Genomic DNA, 14,773 nt, shown 5'->3' with positions numbered 1-14,773 from the left:
TCTTCATTTGTGCATATAAGGTTAAATAAAACAAATGTGGTACAATAGTCAGCAATATGGGTTTCGTGAATTGAAAATAATATGAACAATCCAACCATTATCGCCATCGCAAAAACATTCAAAGAAAATGCCTGCCCGGCTTTGGAAGAACTTTGTAAACCATTGGATGGGACAGGTATTAATTCATTTTTCTATTCTAAATTTATTGATGGTAATCGTGTTAATCTAATCAGTAATAATGGCTCATGGTTAGATCATCTCCAAAATAATCTTGCGAATTACAAAAGTGTTTTTGAAAAAAGCTTTCATTTTAAGCCCGGTTTCTCAATTGATTATATGGATTACTTCCCCAAAACTGACATGCATAAGGATATGGCTGATTTCAACATGAATAATGCCATATATTTAACTAATGTTTCCTCAGACAGAAAGTATAGTGAAGTATTCATTTTTGCAACAGACGAGAAGGAGTCAAACAAGCAATTGGAAGTGCATATTGATTACCTGAATGAATTTTGTTTTTTATTTAAAGATAAAGCAAGAAAGATAATCCAGAAAACGCAAGTAACTGATAAAGAATTGCAATTTTGTAATGCTAATCAATTACCACCTTTTGGCGAATCGAATTCTCCCCTTTTAGCTCAACGTTATTACCTTGGTTCTCCTCATGATGATTGCTATTTAACGAACAGAGAATTTATTTTTTTAAAAAAATACTTGCACGGGCTCTCTGCAAAAGAAATAGGAAATCTATTTAACTTGTCCGCAAGAACGGTTGAATCACGTTTGGCAATTATCAAACAAAAGCTTAATTGCAAAGATAAATCACAGTTATTGGAATGTGTGATTCATTCTCAATTATTTTATCCAATTTTCATTAAGGATCGTGGCAAATAACAAATAAAAAGAAATATCCGTTCCTGGTAAAAGCTGATCACAGGTATGTCTATTTTTAATGGATAATAAGCATGCATACTTAGAGAACTAACTGACTGTGTGTTTTCTAATTAAAGCAAGGAAGAGGAGCATATATAATCATTTTTCTTTCGTCTGAAATTAACCGTCCTGGTATGAATGAAAATTACTCAAGAGGTAAAAATGAGATCCAAATTTTTTATAGATCAGTTCGTTATTTTAAAAGATAACTCCCGGCTACCAATGTCAAGCGTCACAAATGTGGTTAATCACTTGAGTGAAATGCGACTACATGAAACCGGAGCATATTATCAGTTTGTGCAACATTGTCGCTACCCAGCGGAGAATATTCTTAAACCAGGTCATTTGCCTCTTACCCTTATCCATAGAAATTTGATTGACTCTCAAGGGAATGTCAGTGATGAGGTGAGAGCCATTGTAGTCTGTTCATCTGAGGGTATAGGAATTGCTATGTCTTTGGTTTCGCCGGTGAAGTCTGTAGAGCAATCGGAACAAAGTAGCTATTCAATTTAGCACTGGAGTAGATCAACTCATACATAATCGGTGCACGAGGGGCAAGTTGTGGCGCAGAGTGCACATGACGAATGATTTGAATTAGTGTGATTACCGAGGGTAACTGACTGACTAATTCGATTCGAATAACACGTATTTTTTTAAATTGCTCTATTCAGAACTCCACTGCTTAAGGCAAATTATTTTTTTGTACTATTTCTTCAACTGCTTCAGAAGGTTCTACCTGGTCAGGTCGAATATCGATTACAGCACTTCGAAATCGTTGGGTTACTTCCCGAGCGGATTCTAACCTGGACACTTCCTGTGCTTCATGAACCAGCGTATTCTCTCCATCAACCTGATGCGTCTGCATGTCATGCGTGGGTTGATGGCATGACCATGTTGAAATAGCCGCAAAAAATGAAGGGTGTTCTTGAGATTCTGGCAATGACTGGTCAAACAAATATTTCGGGGGGCCTTGAAGAAAATGAATGGTGGCTTGATCACCCTTCAGGCTTATTTTGAAATCCTGATTCTTTTCAGGTAAAAAATCGGTCTCGGAAATCCGCACAAGTTTTATTTCCCTGTCGAATTCTTTGCATATTAAACCGCTATCCTTGATATATATTTCTCGCTTCTCATTGAAGGGGTTCTTGTAAATTCCTGCAAAAGATTCTAAAGATTGGGTGAATGCCTGCCTTTCCTGTTTCGATTGTTGCACCATATTAAACCATTCCATACGCAGTTGCCTGGATGGATCATCAGGTGATGATGCAATCGCCGCTACAAAACAAGCTCCAGCTCTTTCAAGCTCGCCTTGATCTTCAGCAAGCATCCCTTCAATCGTTTCTTTCCACCCGGGGGCATCACTTTGAGTATAATGGGGCATGTGTTTGAATAACTCCCGCATATCACCAACAGGCACCAAATCAGGATCATTCAATATTTGCGTTGCAATGCTCATTCCATTTTCAGAGTTTGTAAAAAATGCCGCTCCTTTTTTATCGGTAATATTGAGCGCGATAAATGATCGTGTATTGAGATTTTCGCCATATTGATAAGCGATTACTTTGTCTGCACCTTTATAGATATGCCAACCCAAACCACATGTTTTAGTAATGCTGTATGTCTTTGTAGACACAAGTTTTTGACTTATATTCTTGATTTCTGTTTGCGCAGACTCGTCCATTGCACGTTTTAATTTATCAAATTCTTTTTGGTTAAAAGGAATATACTTATAATTACTTTCTGTTGCATTTTTGAGGTGTATTTTTGTGCTACTATCAACGCTTAAGCGATGGAATTCTTCTGGTGTCAAATCTGAAAGTGAGAAACCCGTTTCAAATTGAAATGCTTGTTGGAGGGTTGGATCTTCTATATTCTCTAACCAGGCAGCCATAAATTTTGAAAAATCCTGGGCCGTTGTAAGCAGTGAGCCAGCGGCATTAAGATGCGGAGTATGACCTGCTTTTGATGTCATAGCCAGAATTTCGCTTTTGAATGAAAGCTTATCAAGCTTTGTTGCTAAATTCGTCAAATCAATCTCGGGAGGAATGGTAGATGGTTCAGGCATTCCCTTTATGTAGTATTGACGAGGGTTTTCAGATAAATAAATTTTACCTTTTTCAGATTGACCGGGATCAGACAAGGATGATAGTACTTCAAGATCATATCTGAGGTGAGGGATACTTTCATAGATTGATACAGGTTTTTCAAGCTCTGTGTGCACTGCTACAATATTGGTATCACCATTTGCTTGTGGTAAAAACGTAGAATGCTCCATTTCCAAAGGTTTGAATACATATTCCTGAGCAAGGGTTTCCAAATCTTTACCCATTTTTTTTTCAATGGCTTTTTGCAAGTAAAGAAAAGCTTCCCCTGAATAGGAATATTCCTTGCCAAGACCTGATTCAGAAAACAATAGTGGGGAAGATAGATCTGATCCTGCCCCAAAATTTGGCAAGCCTGTCGTGTGTGACAATACATGTCTGGCGGTTAATTGGGACGCCTTATCCGGATATTGGCCATCCACCATAAATCTTTCATTTTGCAGAATATTATGCAATGGTTCATCAAGCTTGATATGTCCTTCCCTGACCAGCTGTAACACCAGGTAAGTAAATACAATTTTGCTCAAAGAGGAGGCTGGAAACTGTGTGTTATTATCTACTTCATTCCTCTCGGCATTGGTGGATTTGGCCTCCTTTTTACCAACAGCAAGTGAGCTTACCACAAACGCACGATCGCTTTCTTCTTTGGGTTCAACAGAAGCATAAGCTACAGCTGGAATATGAGCACGCTCTGATATTTTTTGTAAGGCTTGAATAGATGGTTTAGGCATGATGTGCCGAAAATTATTCAATAGTATGCATATTATAGATCAAATCTCTGCGAAGGATCTTTTTACGTTTTATATGCACCTGAAGGAATTGGTTATTTTGATCTATGCCGTTTACCCGATTTTACGTTGATATAAATTGCAAATATTTGCCCAATTTAAAAATAAGTTCAACTCTGTTTTTGCATTCGAGTCTTGCTTTGAGTCCCTCCAGATAAAATTCAACAGTCCGAGGAGAAAGCTTCAATTCCTTCGCAATCATTTTGGCATTCATTCCTTGCATTAATAATTTTACACAATCCATTTGTCGCCTGGTTAATTTCGGAGGACTATTTTTTACTTCAAATTTTAGAAATAAATTCTGTAAATCGGCCATGTCAACCTGGCATTCATTAAAAGGCAAAGTAATTTTATGTTTTTCTGCTTTTGAAATGAGATCGCCAGCTTCTTTATGAAAATTCGCAGTAAACTCTCTTATTAACTCTATATTACTAAAATAGTTATTAATAATGGATTCATTGTATTGAGAAGTGGCAAACCCCAGGCTTTCACAATAATCCGGATTCGTTTTTTCTTTGAAAACAAAAAAGCCATGACCTGCCCCCATTGATTTCGCTTCCTGAACAAGCTCTTGATAAGGAAGGGTAGACCATAGAATAATTTTATTAGATGGTTGAACAGAAGGACTCATATCATTAACCACTTTCAAATATTTTTTATAGAGCAAATAATCATCCAATATTTGCGCACTTGCGCTGAGATAAATGCGGGCACCATTGGCATAAACCCGGGTATAAGAAAGGTAATCAATTCCAATTTGATTTAAAGGTTTAATGATTTCCTGAACATCTTTGCAAAATGCTGTCAACGGATGGCTTTTAGCTGCGATGGGCATGTTGAGCTCACTTTGATTTTACCTGGTTAATGCTATATTTATTGTATAAAATAAACTACATGAACTCAATGTTCGTATGAAATGGCGTAAAAATGCGCATCCTTGTGAGGTCAATCCATCACTCGAATGACCTTGTGCAAACAGTGCTGTGTTTTTACAGTACTTCAGCGTTAGTTTTATCCCCCTGATTATAAGCCGAATATTTTATATAAAATACCGTATTAATACGTATAGACCAGGCGGAAAATTAAGGTAACATTTGCTGCAGCCTTTATATTGGTCATAAGTCACCTCATATTTAGACTATCATCAATGGCGCGGGTAAAAATTAATTAAATCAGCTTGCAGATTTTACTATATTTATTCGTGTTTTTTAATGGCATTTCTACAATTTTATCCACTTAACTTTGCGAATGCTGGTTTTTTTATTTGCGTTTTACAAAAAATTTACCGTTTAGCGTGAAAATGAACGCCAACCAGACGGGTTGAAAAGGTATAATTTATTTCAAAAATTCAGCAATTAATACTAAAGCCCAGCATGGATGAACCGGGTCATTGGAGGTAATTATGGACCGGATTTTTCAATTCATAAATCAGTTATTTTGGACAATAGTATTTTTAGTGAGGGGTGACGTTGCACAGACAACCGTACCGGATACTCCCGCTCCTGATCAGGAGGTGCTTATTGAAATCGATACTGATCATGTCGGTGCAGAATCTGAGCTTCTGCAACGTGTAGAAGAAGATATTTCTCCCTCACGTGTTGTCAGCGGTTTAAGCGAGATTATCTTTTCAAAAGAGAATCTGCCGGGCATTGGCATGGGTGCGGTGCTTACAGCGCTCAGTACGGGCATGAACTTTATAACGCCCTGGCTGTTTGGTGAGACCATCAATTTGCTCGCCAGTGATGATGAAACCGTGGATATTACAGGCGTTGATTTATCCAGACAGGCTTTAATTACCCTTTTGATAGCGGCATACACGCTGGCTCAAGTACTTCCCAATTTACGCGATCAGGTAATGGTTCCCGTTACTGCTAACACAACAAAAAGAATATTGAAGACGGGCACGGAGCATTTGCTAAAAAAATCTCTTGATTATCATGTCAACACATCGTTTGGCGATCAACTGTTTCTTATGCAAAAAGGCTTTGCAGTTGGCAGTGTAGCTACGCCATTATTGACCCAGGTTGCACCAACGTTGGTAGAAATTGCGATTGCCTGCAATCTGCTATCCAGCCGTTATGGTTTTGCGATGGGTGGCGGCTTGTTTGCTATGCTGGTTTCATATATTGCTTATGGTGCGATCACGGCAAAACCCATTATTGATGCGCGCGAAGAAGGATTGACAGCAGGAAATGAAGCATTTTCCAATTTCACCAGTGCGATTGCGCGCTATAAAACCATCCGTGATTTTGGTCAGTTTGAGTACACCATGAACGGTGTAGAAGAAGCTTTAAATCGCATGACAGAAGCCGATATTGTGGGCATGAAAAAGCCATTACAAATTGGTTTGGGACAGTATGCCATTTCGCGCGCAGGTATGCTGCTCGCAACACTTTATGTGGGTCACGGCGTGGTAACCAAAGAATACAGTGTCCAGGATTTTATTGTGGTGGCCGGTTATCTGAATTCTCTCGCTAATTTGTTCCCGGCTTTTGGTCAAGCGGTTAACCAGCTTTTTGCAGCCTGGCCTGATTTGAAATTTGTATTCAAGGAGCTCTCCAAACCCGATGAGCTGATTGAATTACACCCGGACACACATCTTGTATTATCCGAAGGCATTGCGCCCGCGATTGAATTTGAAAACGTAACATTTACTCACGCACCAAAACCGGGGGAATCAGACAATGCGCCCTTGTTTGAAAACCTTTCCTTTACCATTCAGCCCGGTCAAAAGGTGGCTTTAGTCAGTGAAAGTGGTGCTGGAAAAACGACTGTTTTTAATATGCTGTATGGATACTACAAACCTGCAGGCGGGGTTATTCGAATCAATGGTCAGAATATTGCTGAAGTGAGTCTCAAATCCTTAGAACAAAACATCAGTCTGCTTGGCCAGACTCCGAACTTGTTTAAGGGAACGATTCGTGAAAACATTTGTTTTGGTGCTGCAAATCCTGACGAAGTGAATGATGCGGCTATCTGGGCTTTGGCCAGGGCCTGCAATCTGGAAACCTTTCTCCAATCTTTCAAAAACGGACTGGATACCCAGGTGGGAGAAGATGGAAAAAGTCTGTCCGGTGGTCAGCAACAAAAAGTAGCGATTATGCGTGGCTTTATCAAAAGAAGCCCTATTCTGCTTTTGGATGAAATTACCGCTTCTTTGGACAGCCAGTCGGCAACGCAAATATTACGCGGCGTCGCTCAAATGACGGATGAGGGCGTGACCAGCCTGATGATTACGCACAAATTGACCGAGGCTAAAACAGCCGATGCCATTATTGTAATTCATGAGGGACGAGTCATGGCGCAAGGAACGCACGATGAATTATTGGCAACCTGCCCGCTCTATCAACAGTTATGGTGCTCTTATCACCAACAGGAACCGTTGTCTTCCTGTTCAACGGGTCGATTACTTGCTGCACTCGGCGGACCGGTGCAAGCTGCTGACGCGTTATCCGGCGAGCCCGGGAAGGAGCGTCTGTTTCTTATTGATAATGAAATTCAGTATGATGAAAGAGAGCTATACGATGAAGAGAGCGAACTCTCTGATTTTGAGGATGATTCTATAAGATTAGGCTAAGGCATGAGGAAACATAGTTCATGGAACTTCTTGAAAAAAACATTAACAATCAGTATGGCGAGAAAGGGAAACAGTGGCTTGTTGATTTGCCCAAAAGAGTCAGGCAGATAGAAGCAGCTCTTGGACTATCCGATTTAAAAGCCGTGAACAATTTAAGTTACAATTATGTCATGTCTGGCAAGAAAGGCATGCAGCCAGTTATCCTGAAATTGGGTCTTGATATTCATGGCCTCAAACGAGAAGCGATGGCACTCAAGGCTTTTGATGGTTTTGGTGCGGTTAAAGTGCTGGCCGAAGACGAAGGGATGCTGCTCCTTGAATGCGCCATTCCTGGCGTTTCTTTAAAACCCTCATTCCCGGTACGCGACAATGAAGCCATCCGCATCGCCTGTGACTGCTTAAATCACCTGCATAACGCACCTATACCAGCGGATAACAGATTTCCTCATATCAAAGCCTGGCTTGCAGCCCTGGACAAAGACTGGGAAATACCTTCGCACTTGCTGCAAAGAGCAAGAAAACTGCGCGATAACCTGCTGCAGACATCTGCCAGGGATGTATTACTTCACGGGGATTTGCATCATGATAATATTTTGCAAGACAGTGAGGGATGGATAGCCATTGATCCCAAAGGTGTAAGAGGCGAGCCCGCCTTTGAAGTGGCTGCTTTTATTCGCAATCCCATCGCGGAATTAGTGGCGCTTGATACGGCTGTTCTGCCAATTATTCAAAATCGCATTCGCTGTTTTTCCAAATTTCTCTCAATACCTGAGCAAACAATACTTGATTGGTGTTTTGTACAGGCAGTACTTGCGTGGGTGTGGATGTTGGAAGATGCTGGTGAAATAACCTGGTTCAAGCAATTAACAGAAATTTTTGATAGAGCCAGAGTTCAATAAGTATTATGGGGAAGAAAGAACGATTTTCATGGAAAAAAAACTATCCAAGTCGTGATCCGAGCTTGAGCGATTCCCTGTGGCGCTATGACCAATTTGAAAAATCAACCAGGCGATACGAATGAATAATGCAAATACTGACTTAACATGGTCCGGTATACTGATAATGGCGCTGGAACATAAGAAAACATTCACGACAGCAAACCTCCTGTCAATCCTGTCAACCTTGTTCTATTTGCCTGTCCCTTTGATTATCCCAGGCCTTATTAACGAAGTGCTTCTTAAGCAGCCTGGGTTTTTCACCAAAGTTTTGTCCTCGTTTTTACCACAACAGCTCGTTACACCCACTTTGATATTCATTACAGCGTTCAGCCTCGTGCTGTTTCTTCGCGTAATCACCGAGATTTTGACGGTTATACAAAGCAGAGAATTTAAAATAATTTCCAAAGATGTGGTGTTAAAAATAAGAATGAAATTACTGGCTCATTTAGGAAAAATATCCATTAAGGAATACGAAACACTAGGTAGTGGAAGACTGGCTTCATATTACATAAAAGACCTGGACACAATTGACGAATTTATCGGTTCAACCGTAAGCCAGTCTGTCATTGCTGTTTTGGCGTTAATGGGTATTACCGTCGTGTTATTCGTGATTAACTGGAAAATTGCCTTGTTTATTTTTCTGTTTAATCCCTTGTCTTTATTGTTAACAGCCAAATTCGCAAAAAAATTGAAAGAACTGAAAGCACAACAGAACAGTGCTTTTGAGCTGTTTCAAGATGCGTTTGTTGAAACGGTCGACGCGATTACTCAATTACGCGCTGATAATCAGGAAGGGTATTATTTTCAAAAACTTGCGAAAAAAGCACAGGACGTTAAAACCAGCTCAATTGCATACGAATGGAAAACGCAAATCGTGAGCGATTTTTCCGGTATGTTGCTGTTTATTGGCGTCGATTTGTATTATTTGCTGGCGATGACCTTGATATTATTCAACGAGTTCAGCATCGGTATGATGATCGCCTTGTTGCAGTATATTTTCCAGGTGCAATGGTATATGAATGTTCTCGGCAGCATGCAATCGAAATTATACGCAGCCAGCTCGGCTTTGGCTCGTATTAACCACATTATGAAGCTGGAAACAGAGCCGTCTTATCCTGAAAAAGCAAATCCGTTTCATAAGCAACCTGATGTCACTATTGATATCAAAAATCTGTCTTTCGCTTATGAGCCTGACAAACTGATCCTGAATGATATCAGTATGCGTTTCGCGCCTCGTAAAAAAATCGGGATTGTGGGGACCAGCGGGGCAGGGAAGTCGTCTTTAATTCAAGCACTGCTTGGTTTTTATCCAATTTCGGCAGGAGAAATCCTCATCAATGACGTCAATATCCATGAGGCAGGTTTTCAGTTGATCCGGGATAACATCTGCACCGTTTTACAAAGTCCTGTCATGTTCAACGACACCATTCGCCACAATCTTACCTTTGATAAAGACATTAGCGATGATCGATTATGGGACGCACTGGATAAAGCACAACTGAAGCCACTAATCGAAAACTACGAACACCAGCTGGATACGCAAGTCGGTAAACGAGGCGTGCGGTTTTCAGGGGGACAACGCCAAAGAATGGCCATCGCAAGAATGTTATTACGGCCATCAAAGGTCGTTATTTTAGACGAGGCGACGTCTGCACTGGATTTAAATACTGAACACACGGTGTTTGAATCTATCCGTGATTTTCTTGAAGAAAGAACCGCAGTTATCATCACCCATCGATTGAGTTCTATCATTGATTCTGACTTCATTTATGTCATGAATAATGGTCAGATTGCTGAAGAGGGCAGGCATGAGGATCTCATGCGATTACGGGGAATTTACTATAGCTTATTCACTTTGCAACAAAAGGAAATACATGAATACGCCTGATTTTCCAATGCCTGTTATCACACTCAGGTTATTGATAAGACCACCGCAGATCGGAGATGCCACCAGTCTGAACGCCGCTATCCTCGATTCATGGGGTAGTCTGCGTGAGTGCATGGAATGGGCTAGAGAAATACCAGACATGGCCGAGTCTGAAAGAGCCGAATGAAACCTGGTTACCCTTGTTTGTGTTTGATAAACAAACCAGAGATTTTATCGGCGCAACCGGTTTTCACCATTACAATTGGGCTGTACCCTGCCTTGAAACCGATTACTGGATACGTCGTACATATGCTGGCAAAGGCTTGATGACTGAAGCCATCAATGCGATTACCCAATATGCGTTTAAACAACTGCGTGTCAAACTCATTGCCATTACCTGTGATGTTGATAATATTCGCAGCAGAAACATTCCTGAACGATTGCATTATGTTTTGGAGGGTGTGCTAAAATCCAATCGATTAAAACCGTTGAGTCGAGACGTGACGGATACCCTGATTTTTGCAAAATATTCGCTGGATAATTTACCCTGTGTATCAGTTACATGGAGTGACACAAAATGACTATTGATCTATTAAAAAATCATCCGGACACCATTCCACGCCTGGTTCAGATATGGCATCAAACCCTGGGTTCAATATGGTCGCCCGACGTACCCATTGCACGTGTTGAGCAAAATTATCAAAATCATTTGCATGAAACGGAGTTGCCATTAACCTTTGTCGCGCTTCAAGACAACAAACCTGTCGGCATGTGCTCATTACGCGAGAATGATGGGATTCGTCCTGATTTAAAGCCATGGTTAGGTTCGCTGGTAGTTGATGCTGATTATCAAAAACAGGGTATAGCCAGGCAATTAATGCACGTAACCAAACAAAAAGCTGTGGAGCTTGGTTTTGAAACACTGTTTCTTTTTGCCTTCGATCCGACAATACCCGATTATTATGCACGTTTAGGTTGGCAAAAAATCGGTATGGATGTTTTTCGTGGGCATGCCGTGACGGTGATGCAGACTGATTTGGTGTTAAATTCCAACGCAGGTGATCAATGAGTTTTACAATAGAACAGATTTCAGCAAATGATGCTGAAATCCTGTGTCGTCACATAACGAGTGACTTGCCCGACTATTTTGGTCTGCCTGAATGCAATGAACAGTACAGGCAGGGTGTTCGTTCGCGTATTAATTTTGCTGCTAAAACTCAAGGCGTATTCGTGGGGCTTTTGAGTCTTGAATTTCCCTATCCAACAAACAGCACTATTTACTGGATGGCTGTCTTGCGCCATTGGCAGGGAAAAGGAGTCGGTCATCGTCTTTTGAATGCTGCGGTTCAGTACGCAAGGCTTCAAGGGGTTTTTACTATGACAGTCGAAACGCTGGCACCTTCTGAAGCCGATGAAAACTACCTTAAAACCTATCAATTTTATGAAAAGCAGGGCTTTTCCCCGTTATTTAATCTCAAACCAGCTGATTATCTATGGAATATGGTGTACATGGCGAAAAATCTGAATGTGCCGGCCTATGTTTCCAGTCTTCAATGGATCGATCTAACCCATGCTCTGGAACCTTCCATACCCTTCTGGGATAAACGCTGCGGATTTGAGAACACCGTACAACTTGATTATCGCGATTGCACGGATGCTGTCAAATTTCGGGTGCAACATATCGCAATGGATGCCGGTATAGGCACACACATTGATGCCCCCGCACATTGCATACCTGGCGGTTTAACCGTCGATCAACTCTCGTTAACCGATTTACAGGCAAGTTGTGTTGTTATCGACGTGTCAGTCAAAGCACATGAACGGTATAGTTTGTCTGTTTTAGACATTGAACAGTTTGAACAGCAACATGGAAAAATTCCACCATCCAGCTTTGTGTTGATACGTACGGGATGGGACAAATTCTGGACGCAGCCAGAAAAATACCATAATAACCATGTTTTCCCATCTGTTTCTCTCCCGGCAGCACACGTACTTTTGGACCGTCAGATTGCAGGACTCGGTATTGATACCCTTTCCCCTGACAGGCCGGAAGATGGCTATTCCGTGCATGCCTTATTGCTGGGGGCAGGAAAATACATTATTGAAAATATTGCCAATGCGGCATTATTACCACCTTGCGGCAGTCGCATCCTGGTTTTTCCGCTTAAAATCAAAGAAGGCACGGAAGCGCCGGTGCGACTGGTCGCTATTGTTTAATCTTTACCCGGCCGTTATAGCTTAAAAAAGATCAAAAAAGAGGATTAGTACTACAATTAACTCAGGCGTCGCTTCGTGCGATCCAGATCGTTCGACGTTAGCGATCCAGATACGTCAGAATGGGAATGACTCTTTTAGAGTCGTACAAAGGTGCTTCCTCGAAACCTGTTTCACAGGATGATATTGTTATGACAATCGCACAAGAATTTATCAAAAAACTACAGGATGCGACGGGTAGGGAACCACTGCCAGAAAAATTCTGGGCAGATTTTTCCAGCCATACTGGTATGCCTGCATTTCAAGATGTTTTGGATAAATATGCTGAATACTACAGAGGCTTGTCTCCACCACAAAAAGAAGAGATGGATAAAATATTTTGGGGACAGGTTAAAGCCTTAGGCGGTACGCCAATTATAGAAGATGGTTTGAATACAGAGCTGGAATGTGAGGTTTATTTTTTATTCCCAAAAAAGAACCTTGCGGGAAGTACAGAGGTACCCGGCAACCAAACGGAGGTACCCCGCACCCACAAGGAGTATGAGCTTGCTTTAATGTCAACGTTGCCCGATAACAATACAGCAAACGCAGAAAATGGCATTATTTACTTATCTGAAGAGGGTAACTATGTGGTTCGAGATCCTGGAGGGGTTGTCCAGGAAGGTACTCTTGATACAAGCGAAAGGGATCTTTCTCAATTACAGATGAGCCTCAAAAATTCGGATCTGAAATCTGCTATTTTAAAAGTCACATCAAATGCAGGTCACACTCCTAAAAAGAACCTGTATCTGCAAGGTGATTTTCATGGCTATGGCTCTACAGACGGTCGCCAGGAACTATCAGAACATCTTGATACTGGAATAATGTGCCTCAGAAATACCATGCCCAGAGATTCCCTGGTTGTATATAGCTATATTGAAGTAGAACCAAGGCATCGAGGAAAAAAACCAGAGCCTGAACTTCCACCATTCTTTGAGGTTGGTGATGGTTTTACACCTCGCACTACCAATCCTGCAATATTTCCGGAAATACCACACAGTGGATGTAACGATGAATTCAGCTCCCATGCTTCACCCTATTTTTTTAACAGTTCAGAAAAAATAGTTCGTATAAATCCTGATCCGGAACGCGCACATATCGCAGGTAAGCCAATAGATTGGCCGGGCTTGCTTAATACAGAAACATCAGGCACTACAAAACACTTTGTTTATCATGATGCGCTGTATTCAGATAAAGAGGGTGAGCTGCATCGTAGTGACGCGCCAGTGACAGCTCAATATCATGATCGTTTATTTTATTCTGATACAGAGGATGATTCACCTTACGCTGATTTTACTCGAGCCATACAGGTATTTAAGCCTGCTTCAGGTCAAATTGACAATATCATAGTGATCAATGATGGAATACCTTCTTTAATGACAGGCTGTATGGAGCACTTTGAAAAAATGTTGGCGGAAGAAAAACTGTCCCCCAACACAGCTTTTGTGTTTATTAACCCTCTACCGGGATTAAAAACAACATTATCCAAAGAGGCTCGTAAGGCTTTCGATAACGATCCATCTGTCAACTTGCCAGGGATGGGAGCAAGACTGATTGACTATAGACATGGCATTGATCAATACATTGATTTTATAGCTGCTAAATTATTCCCTGAGCTGGAAAAGGAACAGGATTGGCCTTCCGAGCCACACCATAGGGTAATGAGAGGAGTCAGTTTAAGCGGAACTGCAAGTATCTATATCGGTTCAAAACGCCCCGATCTTTTTGATGGGGTAATAGCGCAATCACCTTCATCTGCCAATCGAGCGATACTAAGCGAAATACCAAGAGAAAAGCTGACAGGGAGAAATCTATACTTAAGCTGCGGTAAGTTTGAACATCCTTCATATGCAGCTGCTAATGCATTTGTTGAATACGCAGATGAGATAGCTGAGAAACTCGGAATAACATTACATAAAGGTGAATTTGGACATCAAAATATAGCCTGGAATGAAGAGTTGGAAAAATCTTTACCAGCAACGTTAGAACTGGCCTCACTGGCTTCTGCCCGAGAAATAAATCAACAATTTAAGGGTGTTTTAGAAGAAATGAGGACCAGTGCAGCGGCGTCGTCATATCTTGAAGGAGATGTGGTGACACCATCTCCTTTTCAGGTTACACCAAAACCTTAAGGCGATTAATGATGAATTATCAAATAACAGGCACTATGTATAATATCGTCTGGTGGTGGTTTTTCTATTGGCGCATTTTTCCAGGATAGAAGCTCTGTTGTTACATCACCATACCAATAACATATCTTTTGTAAAAAGCTTGTAAAAATCCACTAAAAAGAGCAAAAGAAAGCTAATTTT

Annotated in this window: 11 protein-coding genes; 9 read left to right on the top strand and 2 right to left on the bottom strand. The window is 41.0% G+C overall.

The window, feature by feature from the left end:
• Positions 1 to 81: 81 nt before the first annotated feature.
• Positions 82 to 897, top strand: a complete 816-nt coding sequence (locus ACQUTA_RS10295) for a helix-turn-helix transcriptional regulator (RefSeq protein ID WP_444988156.1) — start codon at positions 82 to 84, stop codon at positions 895 to 897.
• Between the two features lie 177 nt (positions 898 to 1,074).
• Positions 1,075 to 1,449 (top strand): hypothetical protein, encoded by a 375-nt coding sequence (locus ACQUTA_RS10290; protein ID WP_444988155.1) that lies wholly within the window; start codon positions 1,075 to 1,077, stop codon positions 1,447 to 1,449.
• A 169-nt stretch (positions 1,450 to 1,618) separates the two neighbouring features.
• Here the strand turns inward: ACQUTA_RS10290 and ACQUTA_RS10285 are convergent, their stop codons facing one another.
• Both ACQUTA_RS10285 and ACQUTA_RS10280 read right to left on the bottom strand, forming a co-directional pair.
• Positions 1,619 to 3,769 (bottom strand): serine hydrolase domain-containing protein, encoded by a 2,151-nt coding sequence (locus tag ACQUTA_RS10285; RefSeq protein ID WP_444988154.1) that lies wholly within the window; start codon positions 3,767 to 3,769, stop codon positions 1,619 to 1,621.
• A gap of 121 nt (positions 3,770 to 3,890) precedes the next feature.
• Positions 3,891 to 4,661, bottom strand: coding sequence for a helix-turn-helix transcriptional regulator (locus ACQUTA_RS10280; protein WP_444988153.1), 771 nt, complete (start codon positions 4,659 to 4,661; stop codon positions 3,891 to 3,893).
• Between the two features lie 621 nt (positions 4,662 to 5,282).
• Here ACQUTA_RS10280 and ACQUTA_RS10275 point away from each other — a divergent pair.
• The 7 genes from ACQUTA_RS10275 to ACQUTA_RS10245 all read left to right on the top strand — a co-directional run bounded on the left by ACQUTA_RS10275 (position 5,283) and on the right by ACQUTA_RS10245 (position 14,593).
• Positions 5,283 to 7,403 (top strand): ABC transporter ATP-binding protein, encoded by a 2,121-nt coding sequence (locus ACQUTA_RS10275; RefSeq protein ID WP_444988152.1) that lies wholly within the window; start codon positions 5,283 to 5,285, stop codon positions 7,401 to 7,403.
• 20 nt (positions 7,404 to 7,423) lie between these two features.
• The gene (locus ACQUTA_RS10270) at positions 7,424 to 8,302 is read left to right on the top strand and encodes an aminoglycoside phosphotransferase family protein (RefSeq protein ID WP_444988151.1); all 879 of its coding nucleotides are present in this window, start codon (positions 7,424 to 7,426) and stop codon (positions 8,300 to 8,302) included.
• Between the two features lie 118 nt (positions 8,303 to 8,420).
• Positions 8,421 to 10,229, top strand: coding sequence for an ABC transporter ATP-binding protein (locus ACQUTA_RS10265; RefSeq protein WP_444988150.1), 1,809 nt, complete (start codon positions 8,421 to 8,423; stop codon positions 10,227 to 10,229).
• Between the two features lie 104 nt (positions 10,230 to 10,333).
• Positions 10,334 to 10,789, top strand: coding sequence for a GNAT family N-acetyltransferase (locus ACQUTA_RS10260; RefSeq protein ID WP_444988149.1), 456 nt, complete (start codon positions 10,334 to 10,336; stop codon positions 10,787 to 10,789).
• Positions 10,786 to 11,277: a GNAT family N-acetyltransferase gene (locus ACQUTA_RS10255; protein ID WP_444988148.1), complete on the top strand. Its 492-nt coding sequence runs from the start codon at positions 10,786 to 10,788 to the stop codon at positions 11,275 to 11,277. The genes ACQUTA_RS10260 and ACQUTA_RS10255 overlap by 4 nt, the downstream gene beginning before the upstream one ends.
• Positions 11,274 to 12,425, top strand: coding sequence for a GNAT family N-acetyltransferase (locus tag ACQUTA_RS10250; RefSeq protein WP_444988147.1), 1,152 nt, complete (start codon positions 11,274 to 11,276; stop codon positions 12,423 to 12,425). The genes ACQUTA_RS10255 and ACQUTA_RS10250 overlap by 4 nt, the downstream gene beginning before the upstream one ends.
• Positions 12,426 to 12,613: 188 nt before the next feature.
• Positions 12,614 to 14,593: an alpha/beta hydrolase-fold protein gene (locus ACQUTA_RS10245; RefSeq protein ID WP_444988146.1), complete on the top strand. Its 1,980-nt coding sequence runs from the start codon at positions 12,614 to 12,616 to the stop codon at positions 14,591 to 14,593.
• Positions 14,594 to 14,773 lie beyond the last annotated feature (180 nt).

Source organism: Legionella navarrensis (assembly GCF_052527415.1).
This window is presented reverse-complemented; position numbering and strand designations above follow the sequence as displayed.

Bases quoted from the DNA above. Each gene is read 5' to 3' on its own strand.
- ACQUTA_RS10295 (WP_444988156.1), top strand. From the start codon at position 82: ATGAACAATCCAACCATTATCGCCATCGCAAAAACATTCAAAGAAAAT.
- ACQUTA_RS10290 (WP_444988155.1), top strand. From the start codon at position 1,075: ATGAAAATTACTCAAGAGGTAAAAATGAGATCCAAATTTTTTATAGAT.
- ACQUTA_RS10285 (WP_444988154.1), bottom strand. From the start codon at position 3,769: ATGCCTAAACCATCTATTCAAGCCTTACAAAAAATATCAGAGCGTGCT.
- ACQUTA_RS10280 (WP_444988153.1), bottom strand. From the start codon at position 4,661: ATGCCCATCGCAGCTAAAAGCCATCCGTTGACAGCATTTTGCAAAGAT.
- ACQUTA_RS10270 (WP_444988151.1), top strand. From the start codon at position 7,424: ATGGAACTTCTTGAAAAAAACATTAACAATCAGTATGGCGAGAAAGGG.
- ACQUTA_RS10265 (WP_444988150.1), top strand. From the start codon at position 8,421: ATGAATAATGCAAATACTGACTTAACATGGTCCGGTATACTGATAATG.
- ACQUTA_RS10255 (WP_444988148.1), top strand. From the start codon at position 10,786: ATGACTATTGATCTATTAAAAAATCATCCGGACACCATTCCACGCCTG.
- ACQUTA_RS10250 (WP_444988147.1), top strand. From the start codon at position 11,274: ATGAGTTTTACAATAGAACAGATTTCAGCAAATGATGCTGAAATCCTG.
- ACQUTA_RS10245 (WP_444988146.1), top strand. From the start codon at position 12,614: ATGACAATCGCACAAGAATTTATCAAAAAACTACAGGATGCGACGGGT.